24 protein-coding genes and 1 pseudogene are annotated in these 25606 nt (G+C 72.6%); 11 read left to right on the top strand and 14 right to left on the bottom strand.

Annotated features, from left to right (window positions below; genetic code table 11):
- Positions 1-26 precede the first annotated feature (26 nt).
- Positions 27-437: a VOC family protein gene (locus tag AB0B50_RS26730; RefSeq protein WP_362336955.1), complete on the bottom strand. Its 411-nt coding sequence runs from the start codon at positions 435-437 to the stop codon at positions 27-29.
- Positions 438-730: 293 nt separating this feature from the next.
- Here AB0B50_RS26730 and AB0B50_RS26725 point away from each other — a divergent pair, with 293 nt between their 5' ends.
- The 4 genes from AB0B50_RS26725 to AB0B50_RS26710 all read left to right on the top strand — a co-directional run bounded on the left by AB0B50_RS26725 (position 731) and on the right by AB0B50_RS26710 (position 6853).
- Complete coding sequence (locus AB0B50_RS26725) at positions 731-2311, top strand: alkaline phosphatase D family protein (protein ID WP_362336952.1); 1581 nt, start codon at positions 731-733, stop codon at positions 2309-2311.
- 154 nt (positions 2312-2465) lie between these two features.
- Positions 2466-4016 carry a GNAT family N-acetyltransferase gene (locus AB0B50_RS26720; RefSeq protein ID WP_362336949.1) on the top strand — a complete coding sequence of 517 codons (1551 nt, stop codon included), beginning with the start codon at positions 2466-2468 and terminating at the stop codon, positions 4014-4016.
- A 42-nt stretch (positions 4017-4058) separates the two neighbouring features.
- On the top strand, positions 4059-5777 hold the full coding sequence (locus AB0B50_RS26715; RefSeq protein ID WP_362336946.1) for a DUF885 domain-containing protein: 1719 nt from the start codon (positions 4059-4061) through the stop codon (positions 5775-5777).
- Positions 5778-5809: 32 nt separating this feature from the next.
- Positions 5810-6853 carry an ATP-grasp domain-containing protein gene (locus AB0B50_RS26710; protein WP_362336943.1) on the top strand — a complete coding sequence of 348 codons (1044 nt, stop codon included), beginning with the start codon at positions 5810-5812 and terminating at the stop codon, positions 6851-6853.
- On the opposite strand, the gene AB0B50_RS26705 is transcribed toward AB0B50_RS26710, so the two are convergent.
- Both AB0B50_RS26705 and AB0B50_RS26700 read right to left on the bottom strand, forming a co-directional pair.
- Complete coding sequence (locus tag AB0B50_RS26705; RefSeq protein WP_362336940.1) at positions 6822-7667, bottom strand: SDR family oxidoreductase; 846 nt, start codon at positions 7665-7667, stop codon at positions 6822-6824. The genes AB0B50_RS26710 and AB0B50_RS26705 overlap by 32 nt on opposite strands.
- A gap of 199 nt (positions 7668-7866) precedes the next feature.
- Entirely contained in the window at positions 7867-8379 is a 513-nt protein-coding gene (locus tag AB0B50_RS26700) for a rhodanese-like domain-containing protein (RefSeq protein WP_362337753.1), read from the bottom strand.
- Between the two features lie 537 nt (positions 8380-8916).
- Between AB0B50_RS26700 and AB0B50_RS26695 the strand changes: the two genes are divergently transcribed.
- Complete coding sequence (locus tag AB0B50_RS26695; RefSeq protein ID WP_362336937.1) at positions 8917-9654, top strand: trypsin-like serine protease; 738 nt, start codon at positions 8917-8919, stop codon at positions 9652-9654.
- 166 nt (positions 9655-9820) lie between these two features.
- A complete protein-coding gene (locus tag AB0B50_RS26690; protein WP_362336934.1) occupies positions 9821-10267 on the top strand; it encodes an Lrp/AsnC family transcriptional regulator in 447 nt (148 codons plus the stop codon).
- 9 nt (positions 10268-10276) lie between these two features.
- Here the strand turns inward: AB0B50_RS26690 and AB0B50_RS26685 are convergent, their stop codons facing one another.
- The 4 genes from AB0B50_RS26685 to AB0B50_RS26670 all read right to left on the bottom strand — a co-directional run bounded on the left by AB0B50_RS26685 (position 10277) and on the right by AB0B50_RS26670 (position 16232).
- On the bottom strand, positions 10277-11077 hold the full coding sequence (locus AB0B50_RS26685) for an SAM-dependent methyltransferase (RefSeq protein ID WP_362336931.1): 801 nt from the start codon (positions 11075-11077) through the stop codon (positions 10277-10279).
- Between the two features lie 115 nt (positions 11078-11192).
- Entirely contained in the window at positions 11193-14333 is a 3141-nt protein-coding gene (locus AB0B50_RS26680) for an SMC family ATPase (RefSeq protein ID WP_362336928.1), read from the bottom strand.
- A complete protein-coding gene (locus tag AB0B50_RS26675) occupies positions 14330-15493 on the bottom strand; it encodes an exonuclease SbcCD subunit D (protein ID WP_362336925.1) in 1164 nt (387 codons plus the stop codon). Before AB0B50_RS26675 ends, AB0B50_RS26680 begins: the two co-directional genes overlap by 4 nt.
- A gap of 112 nt (positions 15494-15605) precedes the next feature.
- A complete protein-coding gene (locus tag AB0B50_RS26670) occupies positions 15606-16232 on the bottom strand; it encodes a YigZ family protein (protein WP_362336922.1) in 627 nt (208 codons plus the stop codon).
- Positions 16233-16342: 110 nt separating this feature from the next.
- Here AB0B50_RS26670 and AB0B50_RS26665 point away from each other — a divergent pair, with 110 nt between their 5' ends.
- Positions 16343-17062, top strand: coding sequence for a 4'-phosphopantetheinyl transferase superfamily protein (locus AB0B50_RS26665; protein ID WP_362336919.1), 720 nt, complete (start codon positions 16343-16345; stop codon positions 17060-17062).
- Here AB0B50_RS26665 and AB0B50_RS26660 read toward each other — a convergent pair.
- Both AB0B50_RS26660 and AB0B50_RS26655 read right to left on the bottom strand, forming a co-directional pair.
- Positions 17046-18764, bottom strand: coding sequence for an amidohydrolase (locus AB0B50_RS26660; RefSeq protein WP_362336916.1), 1719 nt, complete (start codon positions 18762-18764; stop codon positions 17046-17048). The genes AB0B50_RS26665 and AB0B50_RS26660 overlap by 17 nt on opposite strands.
- 150 nt (positions 18765-18914) lie before the next feature.
- The gene (locus AB0B50_RS26655) at positions 18915-20381 is read right to left on the bottom strand and encodes an APC family permease (protein WP_362336913.1); all 1467 of its coding nucleotides are present in this window, start codon (positions 20379-20381) and stop codon (positions 18915-18917) included.
- A gap of 125 nt (positions 20382-20506) precedes the next feature.
- Here AB0B50_RS26655 and AB0B50_RS26650 point away from each other — a divergent pair, with 125 nt between their 5' ends.
- Entirely contained in the window at positions 20507-21157 is a 651-nt protein-coding gene (locus AB0B50_RS26650; protein ID WP_362336910.1) for a TetR/AcrR family transcriptional regulator C-terminal domain-containing protein, read from the top strand.
- 96 nt (positions 21158-21253) lie between these two features.
- On the opposite strand, the gene AB0B50_RS26645 is transcribed toward AB0B50_RS26650, so the two are convergent.
- Entirely contained in the window at positions 21254-21949 is a 696-nt protein-coding gene (locus AB0B50_RS26645) for a transcriptional regulator (protein ID WP_362336907.1), read from the bottom strand.
- 150 nt (positions 21950-22099) lie between these two features.
- Between AB0B50_RS26645 and AB0B50_RS26640 the strand changes: the two genes are divergently transcribed.
- Positions 22100-22555: a TerB family tellurite resistance protein gene (locus AB0B50_RS26640; protein WP_362336904.1), complete on the top strand. Its 456-nt coding sequence runs from the start codon at positions 22100-22102 to the stop codon at positions 22553-22555.
- Between the two features lie 87 nt (positions 22556-22642).
- On the opposite strand, the gene AB0B50_RS26635 is transcribed toward AB0B50_RS26640, so the two are convergent.
- On the bottom strand, positions 22643-23575 hold the full coding sequence (locus tag AB0B50_RS26635) for a M56 family metallopeptidase (protein WP_362336901.1): 933 nt from the start codon (positions 23573-23575) through the stop codon (positions 22643-22645).
- Between the two features lie 22 nt (positions 23576-23597).
- Positions 23598-24005 carry a BlaI/MecI/CopY family transcriptional regulator gene (locus AB0B50_RS26630; protein WP_362336898.1) on the bottom strand — a complete coding sequence of 136 codons (408 nt, stop codon included), beginning with the start codon at positions 24003-24005 and terminating at the stop codon, positions 23598-23600.
- 156 nt (positions 24006-24161) lie between these two features.
- On the opposite strand from AB0B50_RS26630, the gene AB0B50_RS26625 reads away from it, so the two are divergent.
- The gene (locus AB0B50_RS26625) at positions 24162-24737 is read left to right on the top strand and encodes a TerD family protein (protein ID WP_362336895.1); all 576 of its coding nucleotides are present in this window, start codon (positions 24162-24164) and stop codon (positions 24735-24737) included.
- Positions 24738-24788: 51 nt separating this feature from the next.
- The gene (locus tag AB0B50_RS26620) at positions 24789-25196 is read left to right on the top strand and encodes a CoA-binding protein (RefSeq protein WP_362336892.1); all 408 of its coding nucleotides are present in this window, start codon (positions 24789-24791) and stop codon (positions 25194-25196) included.
- On the opposite strand, the gene AB0B50_RS26615 is transcribed toward AB0B50_RS26620, so the two are convergent.
- Positions 25193-25375 carry a hypothetical protein gene (locus tag AB0B50_RS26615; RefSeq protein ID WP_362336890.1) on the bottom strand — a complete coding sequence of 61 codons (183 nt, stop codon included), beginning with the start codon at positions 25373-25375 and terminating at the stop codon, positions 25193-25195. The two genes, AB0B50_RS26620 and AB0B50_RS26615, sit on opposite strands and share 4 nt — an antisense overlap.
- A gap of 120 nt (positions 25376-25495) precedes the next feature.
- Positions 25496-25606 (bottom strand): annotated as a pseudogene (locus tag AB0B50_RS26610) (PucR family transcriptional regulator); the annotation flags it as partial.

The raw sequence follows: 25606 nt of genomic DNA, 5'->3' as shown, positions 1-25606 counted from the left end.
GCCCCGCCTCAGGACACAGACGAACCTCAGGAGTTGGACCACGCGCGCGTGGAGAGCACCAGGCGGTAGCCGTCCGGGTCCTCGACGGTGACGCCCCACTCGTTCCAGTACGGGTTGGGCGACAGGACACGCTTGCCGCCGTGCTCCTCCAGGCGCGCCACGAGAGCCGCGGGCACCTCTTCGTCCAGGTACACGACGAGCAGGTCCTCCTCCGTGGGCCGCGGCTGGACGGGAGCGGCCGCCTCGTGGACGAGTTCGAGGTGCCAGGACGCGTCGGGCCAACCCACCATGAGCAGGTCGTGTGCGCCGTGGGCGTCCGCGCCCTCCGTCCGGTACACCACGTCCAGTCCGAGGCCGCCGACCCAGAAGCGTTCGGCCGCCGCCAGGTCGCGGGACGGGCGGGCGATGCGGATGTGGCTCTGGCCGTTGGCAGGCACGGGGTTCCCCCTTCAGTGCGGCACACCGGGGTGTGTGCCGAGGTCCCCAGCGTAGGCAGCCGTGGATCTTGGGGACATCGGCCGTCCGTCCTCGTGCGGGCGTCCCGGGGCATCCTCCCAAGGACCTGGGACCGTCGACCTAGGTCGAGGACGGGCCCTCTTCGGACGATCCCCGCGCGGCGGTTCCCCCGCGCCCGAGGGGAGTTGTTCACTTGTGCTTCGTGTGGGCGCTGTGGCGCACCGACGGCCGGGCCCCCGCACACTGGTCGCACCCGTCAACTGGAGGCGCATTCATGTCGCATCGTCAACCGAGCCCGTCCCCCCGCCGTCGCAGTGTGCTGCGCGGTTCGCTCGCCGTGCCGGCGGCTCTCGCCGTGCCCGCACTGGCCGGGGCGGCTCCGTCGCTCGCCCTCTCGGGACGCCCGAAGGCCGGGTGGGGCGTGCAGTCCGGAGACGTGGGGGCGCATTCGGGGCTCGTGTGGGTCCGGTCCGACAGACCGGCCCGGATGATCGTGGAGACGTCGGCCACCGAGTCGTTCCGCAACCCCCGGCGTTGGCACGGCCCCCTGCTCGGCCCCGACACGGACTTCACCGGGACGACGCGGCTGCGCGGCCTGCCGGCGGGCGAGCAGATCCACTATCGCGTACGGCTCGCGGACCCCGACGATCCGCGGCGCACCGGCGAGCCCGTCCTCGGCACGTTCCGTACGACGCCGAAGGGCCGCAAGGAGGGCGTGCGCTTCCTGTGGTCGGGCGACATCGCGGGCCAGGGCTGGGGCATCAACCCGGACCGCGGCGGATACCGCATCTTCGAGGAGATGCGCCTGCGGGACCCGGACTTCTTCCTGTGCAGCGGAGACAACATCTACGCCGACGGGCCGATCCTGCCCAGCGTCACGCTGCCCGACGGCTCCGTGTGGCGGAACGTCACCACGGAGGAGAAGTCCAAGGTCGCCGAGTCCCTCGCGGAGTTCCGGGGCGCGTTCCGCTACAACCTGCTCGACGAGAACCTCAAGCGGTTCAACGCCCAGGTGCCGTCCATCGTGCAGTGGGACGACCACGAGGTGCGCAACAACTGGTACCCGGGCCAGATCCTGGACGACCCGCGGTACACGGAGAAGGACGTGAACGTCCTCGCGGGGCGTTCGCTGCGGGCGTTCAGCGAGTACTTCCCGATCTCCACGCTGTCGCCGGGCGACGAGGACGGCCGTGTCTACCGCGTGCTGCGGCACGGCCCTCTCCTGGACGTGTTCGTCCTGGACATGCGCTCGTACCGCAACGCCAACTCGCCGGGCCGGCAGCCCGACGACGTCACCGGCATCCTCGGCGCCCGGCAGCTGGCCTGGCTGAAGCGGGAGCTCTCACGCTCGCGTGCCGTGTGGAAGGTGATCGCCTCCGACATGCCGCTCGGTCTCGTCGTGGCCGACGGCAGGGAGAACTTCGAGGCCGTGGCACAGGGCGACCCCGGCGCCCCGCTCGGCCGCGAGCTGCAGATCGCCGAGCTGCTCCGGCACATCAAGCACCGCAGGATCACGGGCACTCTGTGGCTGACCGCCGACGTGCACTACACCTCGGCGCAGCACTACGGCCCCTCCCGCGCGGCGTTCAAGGACTTCGCGCCGTTCTGGGAGTTCGTGTCGGGGCCGCTGGCCGCGGGCGGGTTCCCCGCGACGAAGCTCGACGGGACGTTCGGTCCGGAGCAGAAGTTCATCAAGGCCCCGAGCCGCGCCAACACCTCTCCGGCCGAGACCCCGCAGTACTTCGGCGAGGTCGACATCGACGGGGGCAGCGGCGAACTGACCGTGCGGCTGCGGCAGGAGGGCGGCGGGGTACTGTTCACGCAGGTCCTGCAGCCGGGCCGGGTGGGGCAATAGGCAGCGGCAGGGGCGCGGCGACCGGGCGGGGCGGGCCCATGGCTCGCCGGCGCAAAATGTCAGCAAAGGGACAGATGAGCTCTTAACCCATCGGTCACAAATCGTTCGTGATCACGCAACACCGGTCCAGCACAGTGACCGTATGCGAGCTGAGATGTCTGACGTGACACGGACCAAGCACGGTCGCCCCGTTCACCACTGGCGGCGCGACGTGGTGGAACTGGCGGCCCTGTTCACCGCCGTCGCGGTGGCCGACGCCGTGGCGAACATGGTGGGTCACGGCCCCGACGGGCCCGTCCTCCTCGTGGTCTCGGCCGTGGTGCTCCTCGCCACGGTCGGCTTCCACACCTGGTGGGCACGGCGCCACAACCACGCCCCGCCGACGGCGCACGATACCGGCGCCCGGCCGCCCGCCGTCGCGGAGCAGGCCGGGCCCACGACCACCGACGAGACGCCCGACGCGCGCGAGCCGGGCACGACCACCCTGTGGCGGATGCGCACCACGGTGCAGGACGAGCCGGGCTCCCTGGCCGCCCTGTGCGTGACGCTCGCCGAGCGCCGGGTGGACATCCTGAGCCTGCAGGCGCACCCGCTGGCCGAAGGCACCGTCGACGAGTTCCTGCTGCGCGCCCCTGCGGAGCTGACCGCCGCCGAGATCACGCGGTCGATCGCCGGGGCGGGCGGCACAGGCACCTGGATCGAGCGCGCCGACGCCCACGACCTGGTCGACGCCCCCACCCGCATCCTGGGCCTGGCCACCCGCACCGCGCTCGACGCGGCCGAACTGCCGCTTGCGCTGCGGCATCTCCTGGGCCGCTGCACCATCCGTTCGCTGCCCGCCGCCCCGCAGGCAGGCGTGCGCCAGGGCGAGACCGCGCCCGCCGAGGGGGCTCCCGTGGACGGCGTACTCGAGGGGACCGTGCTGCGCCTCAAGGGCGCCGAGGGTGAAGTGATCACCGTCGAGCGGCCGTACCTGCCCTTCACGCCCACGGAGTTCGCCCGCGCGCGGGCCCTGGTGGAGCTCGACACGCGGCTCGGGCCGCGCATCCCGCGCAGCCAGGACGTCCTCACGCTCCCGGAGGGCAACTCCATCACCGTGCGCCGGGCCGACACCAGCGACGTCGAGGCCGCGAAGGCCATGCACGAACGCTGCTCCCAGCGCACGCTCGGCATGCGCTACCACGGCCCCGTGCGCGACGCCGGCCGCTATCTCAACCACCTGCTCAGCCCGCGGTTCGGCCGCACCCTCGCGGTAGAGACCGCGTCCGGCCGGATCGTCGGCATCGGCCATCTCCTGTGGGACGGCGACGAGACCGAGGTCGCGCTGCTCGTCGAGGACGACTGGCAGCACCGCGGCATCGGCAGCCAACTGCTCGGCCGGCTCGTGACGATGGCGGTCGAGGCGGGCTGCGAGAGCGTGTACGCGGTCACGCAGGCGTCCAATACGGGGATGGTCGCCGCGATGCGCGGGCTCGGCCTGCCGCTCGACTACCAGATCGAGGAGGGCACGCTCGTGATCACCGCCCGCCTCGACGCGACGCCGGTCGGCTCGCGGCTGCCGTACGACGTCCCGCAGGGACGCGAGGAGCCCGCCGAGCGGCATACGGCAGGCGGAGCGCTGACTGACCGCGGAACAGCGGCCGTTCAAGCCGAGCGGGGGTGCGCCGCGTCCACCGCACAAGGACGCCCGGGATCCGGCGAGTGAATCATGGTGACGCGCACCCGTCACTCGTACGAGGATGTCCGCATGTCAGCCACGAAGAACCCGCATCCGAACACCGGTCCCCTGCCCCGCGCCGTCGCCGACGCCTTCGTCGACGAGCTCATCGCTCTCGACCCCATCACGGGCACCTACCTCGGCGTGAAGGAGAGCAACAGCAAGCTCCCCGACACCTCCCCCGAGGGCCAGGAGGCCGTCGCACGGCTGGCGCGCACGACCCTCGCCCAGCTGGAGGAGGCGGAGCGCAGGCCCGGCGCGGACAGCGAGATCGAGCGCCGCTGCGCCAGGCTGCTGCGGGAGCGCCTCACCGCGCAGCTGGCCGTCCACGACGCTCACGAGGGGCTGCGCGCGGTCGGCAATCTGCACACGATGCCGCATCAGGTACGCGAGATCTTCACCGTCACTCCGATGGACACGGAGGAGGACTGGGCGGCGATCGCCGAGCGGCTGCGTGCCGTGCCGACGGCGCTGGAGGGCTATCGCGCCTCCCTCGAACTCGGCCTGGAGCGCAAGCTGTTCGGCCCGCCGCGCCCCACCGCCACCTTCATCGGGCAGCTGACCGAGTGGGCGGGCGAGGCCGACGGTGACGCGGACGGGCACGACTGGTTCGAGGACTTCGCGTCCGCGGGCCCCGACGCGCTCCGCGGCGACCTCGACACCGCGGCGCGCGCCGCCACCGCCGCGGTCGTGGCGCTGCGCGACTGGATGCGGGACGTGTACGCGCCCGCGATCGAGGGCGCCCCCGACACCGTGGGCCGCGAGCGCTACGCCCTGCTCTCCCGTGAGTGCAACGGCACCGACCTGGACCTCGACGAGGCGTACGCGTACGGCTGGTCGGAGTTCCACCGGCTGCTCGCCGAGATGAAGGCCGAGGCCGAGAAGATCCTGCCCGGCGCGGCCACTCCGTGGGTGGCGCTGGCGCACCTGGACGAGCACGGCACGCACATCGAAGGCGTCGAGGAGGTCCGGGTCTGGCTGCAGGAACTGATGGACGAGGCCATCGACGCGCTGGACGGCACCCACTTCGAACTCGCCGAGCGGGTACGGAAGGTGGAGTCCCACATCGCCCCGCCCGGCGGCGCAGCGGCCCCCTACTACACGGGCCCGTCCGAGGACTTCTCGCGCCCCGGCCGCACCTGGCTGCCGACGATGGGCGACACCCGCTTCCCGGTCTACGACCTGGTCTCCACCTGGTACCACGAGGGCGTGCCCGGCCATCACCTCCAGCTGGCCCAGTGGGCGCACGTCGCGTCGGACCTCTCCCGCTACCAGGCGACGGTCGGCATCGTCAGCGCCAACGCCGAGGGCTGGGCGCTGTACGCGGAGCGCCTCATGGACGAACTCGGCTTCCTGACCGACCCCGAGCGCAGGCTCGGCTATCTGGACGCCCAGATGATGCGCGCGCTGCGGGTCATCGTCGACATCGGCATGCACCTGGAACTGGAGATCCCCGCGGACTCCCCCTTCCACCCCGGAGAGCGCTGGACGCCGGACCTCGCCCAGGAGTTCTACGACGCGCACTGCAGCCGTCCCACGGACTACGTGACGAGCGAGATGACCCGCTACCTGACCATTCCCGGCCAGGCCATCGGCTACAAGCTGGGCGAGCGTGCCTGGCTGCTCGGCCGTGAGAACGCGCGGCGACGGCACGGCGACGCGTTCGACGCCAAGTCCTGGCACATGGCCGCGCTGTCCCAGGGTTCGCTGGGCCTCGACGACCTGGTGGACGAGCTGTCCAAGCTGTGAGTACTTCTCCGGACACCGCGGTGGGCGCCTCCATGGACAATTTCGTGGGCGCCTCTGCGGACACCTTCGTGAGCGCCGCCTTCCTCTTCCCGTCCGATCCCCTGCGCACGGCGCGGCCCGACCCGGAGTTCGCTCCCGAGGTCGCGGCCGCGCGCGGGACCGGCGCCGCGGTCGCCCTCGTCGACCACGACGCACTCCTGGCGGGCGACGCGGCGCGTGCCGTCGGGCGCGTGCCGCGAGGGTCGGGGCCGTACTGGTACCGGGGCTGGATGATGCCGGTCGCGCGCTACGAGCAGCTGGAACAGGCTCTCGCGGCGCGCGGCTGCGTCCTGCTCACGGCTGCCGCCCCGTACGCGCGCGCCCACGAACTGCCGGGTTGGTACGCCGCGTTGGAGGAGGCCTCACTGACGCCGCGCAGCGTCTGGTGTGCGGCGGCGCCCGGCGAGCCGCCCCCGGCCGAGCGGCTCGCGCGGCTCGTCGCGCCGCTCGGACCGGGCTCCGGGATCGTCAAGGACTACGTCAAATCCCGCAAGCACGAGTGGCACGAGGCGTGCTTCGTGCCCGAACTGACCGACGGGGCGCGGCTGTCCACGGTGGTGGAGCGGTTCTTCGCCCTGCAGGAGAAGACGTTGGCCGGCGGTCTCGTGGTGCGCGCGTACGAGTCGTTCGTCGCGGGCGGCGAGGCGCGGGTGTGGTGGCTGGACGGCGAGGCGCTGCTGGTCACCGCGCATCCGGACACGCCGGAACGGACCCCGGCGCCCGCACTCGCCGACGTGCGCGCCGCGGTGGCGACGCTGGGCTGCCGGTTCGTGACGACGGACCTCGCGCTGCACGAGGACGGGCGGTGGCGGGTGGTGGAGGTGGGCGACGGCCAGGTCAGCGGACTGCCACGGGACACCGCGGGCACGGCTTCCGCCGCGGACGCCATGGCTTTGTACGCCGCGCTGGCCGCCGGTGGCACGACGTACACCGGCGGCGAGAGCGACATCGGCGGCGGCAGCGGTGACGGAGGCGGTGTCGGTGACGGAAGCGGCGCCGGCAGTGTCAGCGCCGGAAGCCGCCCTCCGAGTCGATGACCTGGCCGGTGATCCAGGCGGCCTCGTCGGTGGCGAGCCAGGAGATGAGCCTTGCCGGGTCGTCGGGCATCCCCCAGCGCCCCGCCGGGAACCGCGCCTCGACCTGGGTGTACGCCTCGCCCGTGAGGTAATCCGTGTCCACGGGGCCGGGGTTGACGCAGTTCACCGTGACGGCGAGGTCGGCCAGCGCGGTGGCGAGCGAGCGGGTGGCCGAGGCCAGGGCGCCCTTCTGCAGACCATAGGCCAGCTCGCCCGGCATGCCCCCCGCGATGTCCTGCCCCGAGGTCATCATCACGATCCGTCCGCCGGGAGTCCGGTCCGGCAGCTTCGCGCGCAGCCGGGCGTACGCCTGCACGAGCAGGATCACAGAGCGGGTGTCCACCGCCCAGTGCTCGTCGAGCATGGCGGCGTCGATCTCGTCGAGCGTGCCGTCACGGCCGCTGCGCGCGTGGTTGGCGACGAGGATGTCGATCCGCCCGCCGAGCGCGTCGGCGGCCGTTTCGATCAGGCGCTCCGGGGCTCCGCTCTCGGCCAGGTCGCCCGGCCCCGCACGGACCGGCGCCTCGGGGTCGCCGAGCGCCTCGCGCACTCCCTGGACGACGTCCTCGGGGCGGTCGGCGCCCCAGGGCATCTCGGCGTCGTGCGGGACGTGGTGGTGGAGGTAGACCCCGGCGCCGTACGCGGCGAGGCGGCGCGCGACGGCGTACCCGATGCCGCCTCGTCGGCTTGCCCCTGTGACCAGGGCGGTACGGCCGCGCAACGGAAGCGGTTCACGGCGGAGTTGGTCGGCTGTGGGATGCGGAAGATGAGGCATGGCAGTTGATGATGCGCGCCGCGGGGCAGGTGCGCACGGCGATTGTTACGGAGCACGCTAAGCACTGCGGGCCGCGGAGCACTGCGGGCCGCGGAGCACTGCATGCCCGCGGAATGCTGCGGGCCCCGCGGAGCGCTGCGGGCCCCACCGAGGCGAGGCGCGGCGACGCGCCTCACGCTCCAACTGCCGCACCCCGCCTTCAGCAGCCGCAGTCCTCGGCGTCGACCGGCGCCGTCAACGGGTCCGCGTCGCGCCGCTCGCTGCCCTCCCAGGTCTCGAACTCGAAGCCCTCACGCGCCCAGTACTCGAATCCGCCCAGCATCTCCTTGACCTGGAAGCCGAGTTGGGCGAGGGCGAGGGCCGCGCGGGTGGCGCCGTTGCAGCCGGGACCCCAGCAGTAGGTGACCACCGGCACCGACTTGTCGAGCAGCGCCTCGGCCTGCTCGGGGATGAGCGCGGTGGGCAGGTGAAGGGCGCCGGGGACGTGGCCCTGATCCCAGGAGGCGGTGGAGCGGGTGTCGATCACGACGAAGCCCGGGTCGCCCTCGGCGGCGAGCGCCGAGGCCACGTCGGACACATCGGCGTGGAAGGCGAGGCTCGCGCCGAAGTACGCGGCGGCAGCGGCCGGTGACGCCGGCGGGACGCGCAGGACGGGATTGTCGACGACGGCAGTGGCGTGAGCCGAAGCGGAAGAGGGGGCACTGACCTGCAGGTTCGTGTTGTTCATGGCCAAAAATCTACGGGCGGCGGTCTGAAGTCTGAAGCGGCGATCCCCGGCATCTCCATGTGCGTGCCGTCGATTCCCCGGCGAATCAACCCTGCCTCGTAGGGATTCACCGGCAGGCCGCTCAGCCCGCACGCCGACGGCCAACAGGGTTGTCGTGAAAGGGCGTTGCCAGGAGCATGACTCTGCCGTCGAGAATGGTCCGTACCAGAGTTCGTTTGATCATGCAGAGCACCGCAAGCCCACCCACGGCACCACACCCCGCCGCGGGCGACTTCCGCATGCCCTTTCGCGGTGAAGCACTCGCACGCCGACGCGACACGCACACACCCAAACAACCTCCCTCTCAAGGGAGTTACGGCCGACCTCTTGCGCCCCCGGCAGCTCCTCTGCCACATTCGCCCCAGTCAGACATGGCATGCACGCGACAGAAGATACCCGCCTTCCGACCGTGCGCTCCGGCCGCATACCTATGCGGCCGCGTCCTCATCAAGGACGTTCCATCCCCACACAATGGAGACGAACGTGCGAATATCCAGACTCGTCCCCGCGCTCGCGGCCACCGCCCTCGCCGTCCTCGGGCTCGCCCCCACGGCAGCGGCCCAGACCACGAAGAGCGCGGAAGCGCCCGCCGTGGCGACCACCAACGCGCCCCAGCCGATCATCGGCGGCGGCTACGCCAGCGACGCACCCTGGGCGGCCAGGCTCTTCTCCAACGGCCGGCAGACCTGCAGCGCCACGATCATCGCCCCGACGTGGATCCTCACCGCGAAGCACTGTGTCAGCGGCGGCGGGCTCTCGTTCCGCATCGGCAGCCTCGACCAGACGACCGGCGGCACCACGGCCAACGGCATCAGCGTCCACAGCCACTCGGCGTCGGACCTGTCCCTGGTCAAGCTGGACCGCTCCGTGCAGGCCACCTACTCACGCCTCGGCACCCCGGGCTCCGTGTCGACGGGGCAGACCGTGCAGGTCTACGGCTGGGGAGCCACGTCCCAGTGCGGCCAGGAGATCAACTGCCAGTCCCGGCTCCTCAAGGTCGCCAACGTCGTCGTGACCGGCGGCTGCCGCGACGCCTACCAGGGCCAGGCCATCTGCGCCCGGCGCGGCAACGGCATCACCGCGGGCGGCGACTCGGGCGGCCCGATGATGGCGGGCGGCGTGCAGGTCGGCGTGGCCTCCACCAGTGACCGCCAGACCACCACGGCCTACACGAACGTGACGGCGTACCGCTCCTGGATCCAGAGCATCGCCGGCGTCTGACAGACCGCTCGGCCGGGGCCCGTCCCCCGGCGCCCGGCAGACGCGTCGCCTCCGCGCACCCGCCCACCGCGTGGAGGCGACCCGCACCTCCCGCCACGGGAGCCGACCTGCACCAATCCCCGGCCCACTCTTGATCGGCCGGGGATTTCCCTGTTACCTCTCGGACATGACCGGTTATTCCACGGACGCCACCGACTGGCGCATCCTCGACGTCCTCCAGCGCGAGGGCCGCGCCAGCTACGCCGAACTGGCGCGCGCCGTCTCGATGTCCGCGAGCGCCGTCACCGAACGCGTGCGGCGCCTGGAGGAGGCTGGCGTGATCCAGGGGTACGCGGCCGTGGTCGACCCGGAGCGGCTCGGCATGCCCATCCTGGCGTTCGTGCGCCTGCGCTATCCGAACGGGAATTACAAGCCGTTCCACGACCTGGTCGAAGCGACGCCCGAGATACTCGAGGCGCACCACGTCACGGGCGACGACTGCTTCGTCATCAAGGTCGCCGCGCGCTCGATGCACCACCTCGAAGAGGTCTCGGGAAAGATCGGCGCACTGGGTTCCGTGACGACGAGCGTCGTCTACTCCTCTCCCCTCCCCCGCCGCCCCCTGGGCCGCTGACCGGCCCCGTCAAGGCTTGCGCGCCACCGCTCCGTACATCGCGATGGCCCGGTCGTCGATGCCGTTCTGCTCGGGACCCGGGCGCCATGCGTGGACCTGGGTGACACCGGGGTCCACCAGGTCCAATCCGTCGAAGAACGACGTGGCGGACGGCAGGTCGCGCAGGGCCATGGGCATGCCCTGCGCGGCGTACTCGTCGGCCACCCGGCCCACCTCGCCGGGTGCGAAGTCCGCGGTGCCGATGGTCATCGCCAGGAAGCTGCCCGACGGCAGCGGTTCCAGCAGCCGCTGCACCAAGCGGCGATCGTCCGGCGGCAGGATGAAGTGGAGTATCCCGATGACCATCAGGCCGACCGGTTCCTTCAGATCGATCAGCGCACGGAACTCAGGACTGTCGAGAATGGCGTCAGGATCGTGCATGTCGGCGTCGACGTAAGCGGTTTCCCCCTCGGGGGAACCCTGCAGGAGGGCGCGGGCGTGGGCCAGGACGATGGGGTCGTTGTCGACATAGACCACGTGCGACTCCGGCGCGACCCGCTGCACCACCTCGTGCAGATTGGGGGCCGTGGGCAGGCCGGTGCCGATGTCGAGGAACTGCCGGACGCCCTGCTCCTTGGCCAGATAGTGCCCGGCACGGTGCATGAACCGCCGGTTCTCCAGCATGTGCACGGGCAACGCCGGCCAGTGCTCGCACATCTTGTCGCCCGCCTCGGCATCGACGGGGTAGTGGTCCTTGCCTCCCAGGATGTAGTCGTACACCCGCGCCGAATGCGCAGTCGAGGTGTCGATCCGATCGCCTGCACCGTGCATGGGCCGCTCCGCTCTTCCCTGCTGGATATGGCCCCAGACGCTACATCGGTGAACCACTCATCGAACAACTTCACGCCATCACAGCACCGTTGGCCGGACGGTGGCCGGTGAGAGCTCAGAGACCGTCCGTGCCCCGCAGCCGCACCGTCGACCCGTCCCGCCCCTTCACGACCTCCAACTGCGCGTGCACGCGCCGCCGCAGGTCCGCGACGTGGCTGACGATGCCGACGCTGCGATCCCGCTCGCGCAGGGAGTCGAGGACGTCCAGGACCTCGTCGAGGGTCTGGTCGTCGAGGCTGCCGAAGCCCTCGTCGATGAAGAGTGTGTCGAGCCGGACGCCGCCCGCCTCGTCCGTGACGACGTCCGCGAGGCCCAGCGCGAGCGCGAGCGAGGCGAAGAACGTCTCGCCGCCCGACAGCGTCGCGGTGTCGCGTTCGCGGCCCGTCCAGGCGTCGACGACGTGCAGGCCGAGGCCCGAACGCCCGCGCCCCGTACGGTCGTCGGAGTGCACCAGGGTGTAGCGGCCCGACGACATGCGCCTCAGTCGGGCGGTCGCGGCGGCCGCCACCTGTTCCAGGCGCGCGGCCAGCACGTACGACTCCAGGCGCATCCTGCGTTCGTTGTCCGCCGACGTGCCCGCGGCGAGTCCGGCGAGCCGCGCCACGCGGTCGTACGCGGCGCGCAGCGGCGCCAGCCTGCGCATGCCTGCCTCCGACCGGGCGGAGAGCCGGTCGAGTTCGGCGCAGCGCCGGGCGGCGGCGTCGCGCGCGGAGGACGCGGCCCGCAAGCGTGTGGACGCGGCCTCGGCGGCGGACTGCGCGACGGTGACATCGGCGTGCGGCTGCTGCGCGGCGGCGGCCGTGTCCGGTTCGGCGAGGACGGAGCGCACCGCGACCTCTTCGTTCCGCCAGGCGTCGATGCGGTGCTGGAGTTCGCGGTACCGGTCGTCGTCGAGGAGGGCGGCAGCCGCGGCCGTCGGCGTGTCGAACCCGGCACGGAAGGCCGCGTCGGCGAGTCGCGCGTCAGCGTCCTTGAGGTGCTCGGCAGTGTCGTCGGCGGCACGGGCGGCGTCCGCGGCCTCGGTGAGCAGCGCGGCCTGCCGCTCCAGCTGGACGGCGCGGTCCGCCACGCTGCCGGTGCCGCCCCGCGCGCGGGACAACTCCTCGTCCAGAGTGGCCTGTTCACGCTCCCATGCGTCGCGCATGGCAGCCCGGGACGCGGCGCGGCGCGCGGCCTCCTGCTGCCCGGCGAGCCTGCGGTCGTACTCGCGCTCGGCCTGTGCGAGCGCCTCACGGGCGGCATGCAGGCCGGAGGCACGGTCGCGCGCTTCGGCGCAGGCCTGCCGCAACTCCTCGACGGCCGCGGCGAGTTCGTCGACCGTGGGCTCGACCGCGCTCACGTCGAACAGGGTGGCCGACTCCGCCTGCTGGGAGTCCGACGTCGCCGACCGGGTCTCCCCGTCGCCCGCGCCCAGGTCCGCGCGCGTGTCGCTCGCCGCGGCCGTCGCCGCCGCGAGCAGTTCCCGTACGTCGCCGAGTGCGCGCTCGGCGGCCGTGCGGGACTCGTCGGCGCGGCGGTGGGCGGCGAGCGCGGCCTCCTCGGCTCCGCGGTCCACGTGTCCCGCGATCTTCCGCGCGGGAGCGGGGTGTTCCGTCGCCCCGCACACGGCGCACGGCTCGCCGTCGCTCAAGTGCGCGGCCAGTTCGGCGGCGATGCCCGTCAGGCGCTGTTCCTTGAGGTCGAGCCAGTGCTCGTGGGCGGCGGTCGCGCTCTCGCGGGCGGCAAGCGCGCGCTCCTGTGCCGCTGTCGCTTCCTGGGCGAGCCGGTCGCGGCGGCGGGCCGCGTCCAGGCGGGCCTGGGCCGGTTCCAGGCGCCCCGCGAGGCGCTCGGCGTGCGTGGCGGCTTCCTGGGCGGACTCGATGCGCTCCTGGAGGGCGGCGCGGGTCGCCTCCCAGCCGTCGAGCCAGCCCGAAGCGTCCTGGAGCAGGTCGTCGTCGGCGCGCTCCTGACGGTCCAGCGCCGCGCGCTCTGCGGTGATGTCGGCCAGCCGACGCTCGGCACGCCGGGCCGAGGCCAGACCGCCCAGCTCCTCGGCGGCCTTGCGCGCGGCGGCGGCGAGGCCCGACGCGCCGGCGGCGGCGAACGTCTCGGGCAGGCGGCCACGCGCGCGTGCCTCCGCCTGTGCGGCGCCGCGGTGCTCCGCGTCGGCGGTGTCACGCAGGGAGAGCGCGGGCGCGACCGTCTCGGCCTTGCGGGCCCGTTCCAGGCGCTCTTCGCGCTCGCGCTGTTCCTCCGCGCGCGCGTGGAGCCGTGCCGCGCGCTCCTGAGCCTCGGCGAACCGGCGCTGCAGCCGGTCGAGTTCGCGTACGTCACCCAGTCGGCGCTCCGCGGCCACCTGGGCGGACTCGGCGGCCGAGAGCGCGCAGTGCGCGACGGTGAGGCGTTCACGGGCGCCGGTGCGGGCGACGGCGGCCCAGGTCAGGACGGCGTCGGCGAGGCCAGGGTCGCCGGGGGCCACGTCCGGCAGGGGCAGTTCGGTGTCCTGGCCTCCGTCGGTCGCGGCCTGCTGCATGCGGTGCACGTCGGTGAGGAGCGCCGCGTCGCCCTCCTTGACCTCGGCCTCGGTGGTGCGCCGCTGCTCGGCGAGTCGCTGTTCGACGGCGGCGAACCGGTGCGTGTCGAAGAGCCGACCGAGCAGCTTGCCGCGCGCTTCCGCGTCGGCGCGCAGGAAGCGGGCGAAGTCGCCCTGGGGCAGGAGCACGACCTGGCAGAACTGCTCCTTGCTCATGCCGAGCAGCTGGGTGACCTCCTCGCCGATCTCCTGGTGGGAACGGCTGAGGTCCTTCCAGCCGCCGCCCGGCGTCGCGCCCGGCCCCGCCCCCGCCTCGTACTCACGGAGCCAGCTCTGCGCCTTCTCCGTGGTGGTGCCCGTGCCGCGCTTCTTGGGGCGCTGCCACGGGGGCTGGCGGGTGATCTCCAAGCGGCGTCCGCCGACGGTGAGTTCGAGGCACACCTCCGTGCGCGCGCCCGGCTGTGCGTGGTCGCTGCGCAGCGTCATGCCCTGTCCGCTGCCCTGCCGGGCGCCAGGAACCGAACCGTAGAGGGCGAAGCAGACGGCGTCCAGGACGGAGGTCTTGCCCGCGCCCGTCGGGCCGTGCAGCAGGAAGAGTCCGGCGGCGGAGAGCTCGTCGAAGTCGATGTCCTGCGTGGTGCCGAAGGGCCCGAAGGCGGTGATGCGGAGCCGGTGGAGTCTCATCGGGCGACCTCGCGCAGAGTGTCGTCGGCACGGACCGCGTCGAAGGCCGAGCGCAGCACTTCCTGTTCCTGTTCGTCGGGTCCCGCACCGCGCACGTGCGTCACGAAGTCCTCGGCGATCTGCTGGTCGCCGCGGCCCTGAAGGCGCCGTGCGTACGAGACGTCGGGGTCGTCGGGTGCCCGGTCGGGGTCGAAGACGAGGCTGAGCGTGTGCGGGAAGCGCTCGCAGAGCCGGGCCATCGGGTCGTCCGGGCGCACCGCGTCGGTGAGGGTGGCCTCGACCCAGGCGTCCTCGTGACGGGCGAGGTCCGGGGCGTCGAGCAGGTCGTCGAGGGTGCCCCTGATGCGGGCGAGCGCGCGCGGCACCGGGCAGTCGACGCGCTCGGCCTCGATCTCGCCGTCGGCGCCGAGGTCGACGAGCCACATGCTCTTGCGGTGGTCGGCCTCGGAGAAGGAGTACGGCAGGGGCGAGCCGGAGTAGCGCACGCGCGGGGCGATGGTCTGGCTGCCGTGTAGATGACCGAGCGCCGCATAGTCGACACCGTCGAAGACACCGGACGGCACGGCAGCGACCCCGCCGACCGTGATGTCCCGCTCGCTGTCGCTGGCCCGGCCGCCGGTCACGAAGGCGTGGGCGAGGACGACGGAGCGGGTGCCCCGCGCGCGGGTGGCGAGGTCGGCGCGCACCCGGTCCATGGCGGCTCCGACGACCGCCTCGTGCCCGGCCTTGTCCACGCCGAACTCGTCCTTGACCAGGGCCGGTTCGAGGTAGGGCAGGCCGTAGAACGCCACGTCCCCGTGGGCGTCGGCGAGGATCACGGGCTCCGCGCAGGCGGTGGGGTCGGTGCGCAGGTGGATGCCGGCGCGGTCGATCAGGCCCGCTCCGACGCCGAGGCGGCGCGCCGAGTCGTGGTTCCCGGAGATCATGACCGTCGGCACGCCGAGGTCCGCGAGCCGGTGCAGGGCGTCGTCGAAGAGCTCGACGGCCGCCAGCGGTGGCACCGCCCTGTCGTACACGTCCCCGGCGACCACGACGGCGTCCACCTCACGCTCGCGCGCGGTCGCGACGAGGTGACCGATGAACGCGGCCTGGGCGTCGAGCATGTTCACGCGGTGGAACGATCGCCCCAGGTGCCAGTCGGACGTGTGCAGCAGCCTCATGATCCCCGAGACTAACGGGCGGGTCGGACATCACGGGCGGCTACTCCCGTAACCGTTCCCTCCGGGCTCCCGTCCTCTGCCGGGCTCCCGTGCGTCGTCCGCTTCCCGCGCGTCAGGCGTCCCCGTACGCCTCTCCGCCGATTTCGAGGACGGCGCTGCCCGCCGTGGCGTCGGCGAGCCAGCGGCGGAAGGCGTCCACGTCGGCGTCGGGCAGACCGATCTCGATGGTGACCGCGTCGCCGTAGCGGACGTCGCGCACCTCGCGGCCGGCCGACCGCAGGTCGTTCTGGACCTTGCCCGCGCGCTGGTGGTCGACGGTGACGGTGGCGAGGCGGAAGCGGCGGCGGGTGACGGTGCCGAGAGCGTCGAGGGCCTCGCCGACCGCGCCTCCGTAGGCACGGATGAGTCCGCCGGCACCGAGCTTGACGCCTCCGTAGTAGCGGGTCACGACCGCGGCGACGTACCGCATGTCGCGGCGCATCAGCATCTGCAGCATCGGGACGCCCGCGGTGCCTCCCGGCTCCCCGTCGTCGCTGGCCTTCTGCACGCCCGCGTCGGCCCCGATGACGTACGCGAAGCAGTTGTGCGTGGCGGTCGGGTGCTCCTTGCGGATGCGCGCGACGAAGTCCTGGGCCTCCCGCTCGGTGGCCGCGGGTGCCAGGGCGCACAGGAAGCGCGAGCGGTTGATCTCGATCTCGTGCACGCCCTCGCGGGCCACTGTGCGGTACTCGTCCTGCATCACGCCAGCGTAGGCGCTCGCCGGAGGCCGTCCCCACCCGGGAGGTCCACGAGGTGGCGTAGGCCACAGCCCACGCGTGCGCGGCGACCGCACGGGTACGGTGATCTCTCGTGACGTCACCTTCGATACCTGTGCGCCAAGTCCCCGATTCCGCGGGCCCCTTGGCTTCCCTGCTCGCCGACGTGCCCGTCACCGTCGTCGAGACCCACGAAGACCCGGCGGACGCCGTCCTCTTCCCCGAGGAGGAGGCGGTCGTCGCGAACGCGGTGGACAAGCGGCGCAACGAATTCACGACCGTGCGCCACTGCGCGCGCACGGCGCTGGCCCGGATCGGTGTGCCGCCCGCGCCCATCCTGCCGGGGCACCGGGGCGCGCCCGGCTGGCCCGCCGGTGTCGTCGGCAGCATGACGCACTGCGCCGGGTACCGCGCGGCGGTCGTGGCCCGCGCCGGGGAGGTGACCTCGCTCGGCATCGACGCGGAGCCCGCGGAGGCGCTGCGCGACCCGGACGTCCTGAAGCTGGTGGCCGACGACTCGGAGCGCGCCGACCTGGCCTCCCTCGCCGCCCGCCACCCGGGCACTCCTTGGGACCGGCTGCTGTTCAGCGCCAAGGAGTCCGTCTACAAGACGTGGTTCCCGCTCACCGGGCGCTGGCTCGGCTTCGAGGAGGCCCGGGTGGAGCTCGACCCTGCCGGGACGTTCACGGCGCGGCTGCTGGTCGAGGGGCCCATGGTGGAGGGCGTCGAGCTGAAGGTGTTCTCCGGTCAGTGGGCCGTGCGGAACGGCATCGCAGCCACGGCCATCGTCCTGCCCATCACGTCCCCTTCGTAGGCGCAGGCGTAGTGGCGCCCCCAGCAGAGGCAGAGTCAGGGGCTGGGGCAGGGGCAGACGTAGCCGTAGACGTCGGGCTCGTCCTCGCCCGGTAGGTGGGCCTGCCCCCCAGCCACGTTCCCAGCACGCGCGTGCGCCTGATCTCCATCGGCTCCACCGCGCGCGGATCGGCGGAGAGCAGCACCAGGTCGGCGGGGGCGCCCGGCGCGAGGACCAGGCGGTCGTCCGCGCCCGCCTGGTGGGCGACGCCGGTCGTGGCGGCGGTCAGCGCCTGGTCGACGGTGAGCCGCTGGTGCGGGAGCCACCCGCCCGCCGGCTCCCCCGTGAACGTACGCCTGGTGACGGCGACTTGGATGCCCTCCAGCGGGATGTGCGAGCTGACGGGCCAGTCGCTGCCGAAGGACAGGCGCACTCCGTCACGTGCCAGTTCACCCATGGGGTACTGCAGCGCGGCGCGCTCCTGGCCGATCCGTGGGATGGACAGCTCGGTCTGGAGCGGGTCAGGCTGCGCCCACAGGGGCTCGAAGTTGGCGATCACGCCGAGTGCGGCGAAGCGGGGCAGGTCGGCGGGGTCCACCACCTGGACGTGGGTGATCACCGGGCGCCGGTCCCAGGCCGGGTTGGCCTCGGCCGCGGCCTCGATGGCGTCGAGCGCCGCGCGCACCCCGGCGTCGCCGATGGCGTGGATGTGCGTCCGGAATCCCTCGGCGTCGAAGGCGCGCACGGCCTCGGCGAGCGCGCTCGGCTCCCACACCGGCATGCCACAGCTGTGCGGCGCGTCCAGGTAGGGCGCGAGCATGGCGGCCGTGCCGCCCTCGATGACGCCGTCGCTGAAGAACTTCACCGTCCGCGCGGTCAGCAGCTCCCCGCCGTCGGCCGCCACGCGCGCGCGTGTCGCGGCGAAAGGACCGAGCTGTTCGCGCCAGCGGTCCGGGTCGGCGCGCTGGGCCAGGTCCACGCGGACGGTCAGGGCATCGCGCCGGGCGGCGGCGAGGTAGGCGTCTGCCATCTCCGGTTCGACCCAGGCGTCCTGGACCCAGGTGATGCCCGCGCGCGCGTACGCGTGCCCGGCCCGACGCACGGCCTCGACGAGTTCGTCCACCTCGCGCGAGGGCACCTGGTCGAGGACGAGGTCGCAGGCGTGCCACTCACGGAGCGTCCCCAGGGGCGCGCCGTCCTCACGGCGCACGATCCAGCCGAGGCGCGGCTCCGGAGTCGTCTTCGTCACCCCGGCCCTGCGCAGCGCCTCGGTGTTGCACCACACCGTGTGGTAGTCGTGGGCGCGCAGCACGACCGGGCGGTCGGGCACGGCGGCGTCCAGCCAGCGCGCGTCGAACTCCCCTTCCGGCGCGAGCGCGGGGTCGTAGGACGCGCCGACGATCCACTCGGCCTCCGGGTGCTCGCTCGCCCACCGCCCGACCTCGGCGACGATCGCGTCGATCGAGTCCAACTCCTTGACCTGCGGTCCGAAGCTCTCCAGGCCGCCGAAGAGCGGGTGCGCGTGGCCGTCTCCGAAGGCGGCCATCAGCAGTCCCTCGCCGATGTCGACGACCTCGTCGGCGCTTCCGGCGAGGGCGCGGGCCTCGTCGCCGAGCGCGAGGATCCGGCCGTCGCGCACGGCGAGCGCCGTGGTGTCGCCGGAAGCGCGGGAATCGCTCCCGGTGCGGACCGCGCCGAGGAAGACGAGGGTGGTCGCCGTCATGCTGTCTCTGCCTCCTTGCTGGGGAAGTCGCTCTGGTGGGGAAGTCACCTCTCCAGGAAAGTCGCCTCGCTGGAGAGGTGGCCCCGCTGGGGAAAGTCACCTCGCTGCAGAGGTGGCCCCGCTGGGAGATGTCGTCGGACACCACCCCGCTCAGACCCGCTCGGCATCCACCGTCGTCAGCCGCTCGTACGCCGCCGCATCGCGCCGCCGGATCCGCAGCGCCACCCCGACCCCCACCAGGAACAGCAGCGGCAGCGGCGCGATCAGGGCCGCGTTGACGCCCGCCGACGCGCCGGTGAGCAGGTCGAGGTTGGCGCAGACCAGGACGATCATGACCGCGAGGCCCGCGCAGGCCAGCAGTGGCGCCGCGACCACCCGCCAGGCGGGCACACCGCGCCGGTCGCGGCGGAAGAAGCCGTACACCGCGAGCGCGGCCAGGGCCTGCATGAGCATCACGCCGAGGATGCCGGAGCCGCTGCTCCACAGGAACGTGACCGTGTAAGGATCGGCCCCGCTGATCATCGTCACGACGAGCACGGCGAGTGCGATGCCGGACTGCGCGACGACCGCGACGACAGGTGCCCGTGTCCTCGCGGAGACCGTGCCGAGGCGGGCGTGCAGCAGGCCTTCCCTGCCGAGCGCGTAGAAGTAGCGGGCCGCGCCGTTGTGGAAGGCGAGGGCGGCGGCGAAGGCGCTGGTGATGATCAGTACGTGCATGCAGTCGGCGACCCAGGCCCCGGTGAGGCGCTCGGTCGCGGCGAACACCATGTCCGCGCCGCCCTCCCCGCTCGCGACCGCCTGGGCGCGGTCGGATCCGTACGCGTTGATGATCATCCAAACGGTGAAGGTGTAGAAGAGCGCGAGGAACGCCACGGCGATGTACGTGGCGCGCGGCACGGTCCGCTCGGGCCGCCGTGCCTCCTCTGCGTAGATCGCGGTCGCCTCGAAGCCGATGAAGGCGCCGATGGCGAGGACGAACATGCCGCCCACCCCCGAGGCGCCGAGATGCACGGGCGAGAGCGTGCCGAGGTCGAGGCCCCGCGGACCGCCTCCGTGCGCGAGGACGCCCGCCTCGAAGACGAGCAGGACCAGGACCTCGAGGACGAGGGCGACACCGAGGACCTTGGCGCTGAGCGTCACCTTGAGATAGCCGAGCACCCCGATCGCGACGAGCCCGCCCAACGCCCAGACGTACCAGGGCACATGGGCCCCGGTGAGATCCTGGACCCCTGTCTCGGCGAACCAGCCGAAGGCCGCGAGCATGCCGACCTGGATCGCGTTGTACGAGAACAGCGCGACGTACGCGGAGCCGGCTCCCGTCGGACGTCCCAGGCCCCGGCCGATGTAGGCGTAGAAGGCTCCCGCGTTGCGCACGAACCGGCTCATCGCCGTGAACCCCGCGGCGAAGACGATGAGCAGCAGCCCGGACATCAGATAGCCGAGCGGTGCCGCCTTCCCCGCCATGCCGATGGCCAGCGGCGCCACGCCCGCCATGACGGTCAGCGGCGCGGCGGCGGCCACGACGAAGAAGACCAGGTCCCCGGTCCCGACGGCTCCGTCACTCAGGCCGCGCGACGCGGCCTCGGGGGACGGTGCGGAGGAGGTGGGTGCGGTCACGCGCGTACTCCCGAGGTCGCCATCGCCGAAAACTAAACCCTTTAGTCCGAGCTGGCAGGACCGTACTCTTCGGGTGGGGCGTCAGGGAAGACCCCCTTCCGGAACGGGAGTTGCGAGGCCAGGGCATGACCGGCAGAGGCAGACCGCGCAGACCCGTGCTGAGCGCGGACCTGATAGCACGCGAGGCGCTGGCGATGATCGACGCCGAGGGCGCGAACGCGTTCAGCCTGCCGCGGCTCGCCCGCCGCCTCGGCGTGCGGACCGCGTCCCTGTACAACCACTTGGACGGCCGCGCCGCCGTCATCGAGCGCGTGCGGCGCCTGGTCGTCGAGGAGATGGACGTCTCCGCGTTCGCCGAGCTGCCCTGGCCCGATGCCCTTGCGGCGTGGGCACGTTCGTACCGCGACGCGTTCGCGCGCCACCCCCACGCCATCGATCTGCTCGCCACCACGACGATCAGTTCCCCGGCGACGCTCGCCATGTACGAGGCGGTGGTGGAGGCGCTGGCGCGCGGCGGGTGGCCGCGGGAGCGCCTGGTGGCGGTCCTGACGAGCGTGGAGTCCTTCCTGCTCGGCTCCGCGCTCGACCTCGCCGCGCCCCCGCTGATGATCGACCCCTCGGCTCACGCGCCGCATGTGCCGATCCTCGCCGCGGCTCTGCGCGCCGCGCACGCCGGGGACAAGGCGGCGCGTGCGGACCAGGCCTTCGAGGCGGGCCTCGACGCGCTGATCCGCGGCCTGGTGGCGCAGCTCGCGGCAGTACAGGACCAGGAGTGAGTCGGCCACTCCCCTCAGCGGCCCCGCTTTCCCCCAGCCGCCCCCCTCAGCGCCCCCCTCCTCGCCTCAGCCTCCCTTCAGCGCCCCCGCCTTGCCTCAACCGCTCCCCTCAGCGGCTCCCTCCGCGTCGTCGACCCCGGCGAGCGTCTCCCAGAACATCTCCTCGTACCGCTGCACCAGCCGCCCGTGCCGCAGATGCGCCGCCGTGACACGCCCCCGGTCGAGCCCGGCCTGCACCGCGGCGAGCGCCTGCCGGTCGAGGTCCGGCGCGGGCCCGGCGAACAGGTCGAAGAAGCCGCAGGCCTCGTCGGTGAAGCCGTGGCGCTCGCGCAGCGCCTCGGCGATGTCCCCGCAACAGCGGCCCCAGGACGCGAAGTTGGCGGTGATCGCGAGGACGGCGTCGACCGGTTCGGCGTTCAGGGCGAGCCAGGCGACGTACGCCGCGTAGGCCTGGCAGCCCGCCCGCGGTTCGTATGCCGCCGCCTCCGCCTCGCTCACCCCGCAGGCCTGGAGCAGCGGCGCGAGCCGTTCCTCGGCGAGGTTCTCGCCGTCGGCGAGGGCTTCGAAGAAGGCGGCGGACTCCGGGTCCTTGGCCTCGGCCGCCCGCAGGGCCAGGTGCAGGAACGAGCGCCGGTCGGCGGGAATGACGTGCCGCTGCTCCAGCGCGAGGACCGCGATCGTACGCAACCGCGCCCGGCCCCGCGTGACGCGCGGGACTAGCGGGTTCGCATCCGGGTCGCAGGCGAGGCGGTCGGCCGTGGTCCGCAGGAGCTCATGTGCCGTCGGTGTCATCACGCGCACCCTCCGCCGGGCGGGAACTTCTCGCTCCGGCTGCTAGTTTCTACTCTGTTGTAGAACTTGGCGAGGCCCCCGGACCTGCCCGCAGCGTGCGAGGCCCTCGTCCAACACCCCTGATACATCGATACGTTAATGGAGTTCCCCATGGCTCTGTGGGACCGCGTCAAGGAATCCGCATCGACGATGCAGAACCAGCTGATGGCGAAGAAGAACGATCTCAAGAGCGGCGCGTTCCGCGATGCCAGCATGGCGATGTGCGCCCTCGTGGCGGCCGCCGACGGCACCGTCGACCCGTCCGAGCGCCAGCGCGTGGCCCAGCTCATCGGCACGAACGAGGTGTTGCAGAACTTCCCCGCGGACGACCTGCGCCGCCGTTTCGACGAGTACGTGGACAAGCTCACGGCGGACTTCGCATTCGGCAAGGTGAGCGTCCTCCAGGAGGTCGCCAAGGCGAAGAAGAAGCCGGCGGAGGCCCGCGCGGTCATCCAGATCGGCATCGTCATCGGCGGCGCCGACGGCGACTTCGACAAGGACGAGCAGGCCGTGGTGCGCGAGGCGTGCTTCGCGCTCGACCTGCCGCCGCACGAGTTCGACCTCTAGCAGCTTCTGGCGGCGCCCATCGGATCGCCCACCGGATCGCCCGTCGGACCGGCCTTCGGGCCGGTCCGATCGCGGCTGCGCGCCCGCTCAGAGCGGTGTGGCCGCCCGCAGGATCAGGACCATCGTGACCGCGGAGTTCGCCGAGGACATCGCGGAGACGGCGGTGCCGAACGCCGCGGACCACAGGGCGAGTCCCACCCCCGTGAACACGGAGGGCCGGACGCGCACGGAGGGTGCCGGGGCGAGCAGCGCGGCGACGCGGCGCGGCACGGGCCCCGCCGCGGCGAGGCCCGCGAGGGTCGGCGCGGGCACACCCCGCGAGACGAGCGCCGCCTTGCCGATCGCGCGGGCGACGACCCGCCGGTCCCGCACCTCGCGCGCGGCCGCCTCGTCGGCCCACCGCTCGGTGGTGTAGGCGACGGAGGTGCGCAGCGGCCGCAGGAAGGGATTGGCCCGGGCCGCCAACTGCGTGACGAGCAGATGCCGGTGGTGCCGCGCGGACAGATGCGCCCTCTCGTGGGCGAACAGCGCACGCCGCTCCCGGGACGCGAGGCGCGAGAGCATGCCGGTGGTGACCACGACACGGCCGCCCGCGCGCGACGGGAGCGCGTACGCGTACGAGGCCTCGTCGGCCAGGACGGCGACGGAGGTGCCGGGCAGCCCCTGAAGCGCGCGGCGCCCCCGGCGACGTACGCGCGCGTGCCGCCCGAGCGTGCGCGCGCACGCCACGCACACGGCGAGCAGCGCCGGGATCGCGACTTTGCCCGCGACCTCGTCGAAGGGCACGGCCGCGCGCACCTCGGGGTCGGACCAGCCGTCCGGCAGGGGATTTCCCGGCAGTTGGGCGGTGCCGACGACCATGAGGAGCGCCAGGCAGAGGGTGCTGCACAGGGCCATCACGCCGGCGACCGCGGTGAGCAGCCGCGTCGCGACGCGCGGATGGAGGCGCTGCTCGGCCAGGCGCGCGATCGGCCACGCGGTCAGCGGCAGCACGAGGGGCAGGAAGACGAACACGCCCATCAGAGAAGAACCCCCTCGGGCGTCAGTCGTCGCCCTCTGCGCCCGCCTGCCCGAGCAGCTCGCGCAGGAGCTGTTCGTCGTCGGGCGTGAGGGTGGTGACGAAGCTGGCGAGGACCGCCTCGCGGTCGCTCTCGCCGTCGAGCACCTTGCGCATGCGGAAGGCGGCGAGTCCCGCCTCGTCCTTCGCGGGCATCCAGGTAAAGGACCGGCCCGCGCGCTCGCGGGTCACCACGTCCTTGGCGAGGAGGCGGGTCAGGATCGTCATCACGGTCGTGTAGGCGAGGTCTCCGCCGATCCGTTCCTGCACCCAGGCGGCACTGACGGGACCGCGCGCGGTGTGCAGCGCGGCGAGCACCTGCGACTCCAGCTCGCCCTGCGCGCGACGGCGCAGCCGCGGCTGCCGCCCATCGCCCTCGTCATGACGCGTCATGCCCGGCATCCCTCCAGCTGCTTCCGGCCTTTTCGTGCCCCACGGCGGACGGGGAGCGCCCTATCGTAACGGGACGCCCTCATCTCGCCCCATTTCTACAGTCCTGTAGATTTCACTGAAACCACTCATCCAGAACTCGGACCTCAGGAGGACATCGTGGGAGTTTCCCTGGCCAAGGGCGGCAACGTCTCCCTCAGCAAGGAGGCCCCGGGCCTCACCGCCGTACTGGTCGGCCTGGGCTGGGATGTGCGCACCACCACGGGCACGGACTACGACCTGGACGCCAGCGCGCTGCTCTGCGACGACTCGGGCAAGGTCGTCTCCGACCAGCACTTCGTCTTCTACAACAACCTCACGAGCCCGGACGGCTCGGTCGAGCACACCGGCGACAACCTCACCGGTGAGGGCGAGGGCGACGACGAGGCCGTGAAGGTCAACCTCGCGCAGGTGCCCGCCCAGATCTCGAAGATCGTCTTCCCGGTGTCGATCCACGACGCCGAGAACCGCGGCCAGAGCTTCGGCCAGGTCCGCAACGCCTTCATCCGCGTGGTGAACCAGGCCGACAACAACGAGATCGCCCGCTACGACCTGTCGGAGGACGCCTCGACGGAGACCGCCATGGTCTTCGGCGAGCTCTACCGCCACGGCGCGGAGTGGAAATTCCGCGCGGTCGGCCAGGGTTATGCCAGTGGGCTGCGGGGCATCGCTTCGGACTTCGGCGTGAACGTCTGAACCGACGCGGGCCCTGACGGCATCCGGCCGCGACATTCGAGGAGGCAGGCCATGTACGGCGACCAGGAGACGGTGCGCAAGATCCTGACGGAGCTCGGCGACACCTGGGCCGTCGTGGGCCTGTCCAACAACCGCGACCGTGCGGCGTACGGCGTCGCGGCCGTCCTGCAGCGCTTCGGCAAGCGGGTCGTGCCCATCCACCCCAAGGCCGAGACGGTCCACGGCGAGCAGGGATACCCGTCCCTGTCCGCCGTACCGTTCCAGATCGACGTGGTGGACGTGTTCGTCAACAGCGCGCTGGCGGGCCAGGTCGCCGACGAGGCGGCCGCCGCCGGCGCGCAGGCGGTGTGGTTCCAGCTCGGCGTTGTCGACGAGGCGGCGTACGACAGGACCCGAGCGGCGGGCATCGAGATGGTCATGAACCGCTGCCCCGCCATCGAGATCCCGCAGCTGGACTAGGTCCCGGCCGGTCCGGATCCCACCCCCGTCCCACGCGGACGCGGCCTTGGGCCGCCGACACGGCCTTCACCGCCGATGACCTCGTCGCCGTCACCGAACTCATCGCTCTGCGCGGCCACTTGTTCGACGACGGCCAACGGGACCGTCTCGACGAGCTGTTCGTGAGCGACCTCGTCCATGACGTCCGCGACCGTGGCGCATCAGCCACCGCACGGCCCTCACGCGGAGGGTCCCGCTGAGCGACGCCACGAAGTGAACCCCGCGCCCGATCCCGGTGCTCGGAGACCCGATGCCGGTGCTCAGAGAGGCTTGGCGGGCCAGTCCAGCAGGCGGGCGCCGATCACCGCGGTCTGGAGCGTGTAACGGTGCACGGGATCGGCCGGGTTGGCGCCCGTGAGCTTGTGGATGCG

It is taken from the genome of Streptomyces sp. NPDC041068, assembly GCF_040647455.1.
Taxonomy (GTDB): Bacteria; Actinomycetota; Actinomycetes; order Streptomycetales; family Streptomycetaceae; genus Streptomyces.
Note: the sequence above shows the minus strand (reverse complement) of the source record. Positions and strands in the feature narration are given on the sequence as shown.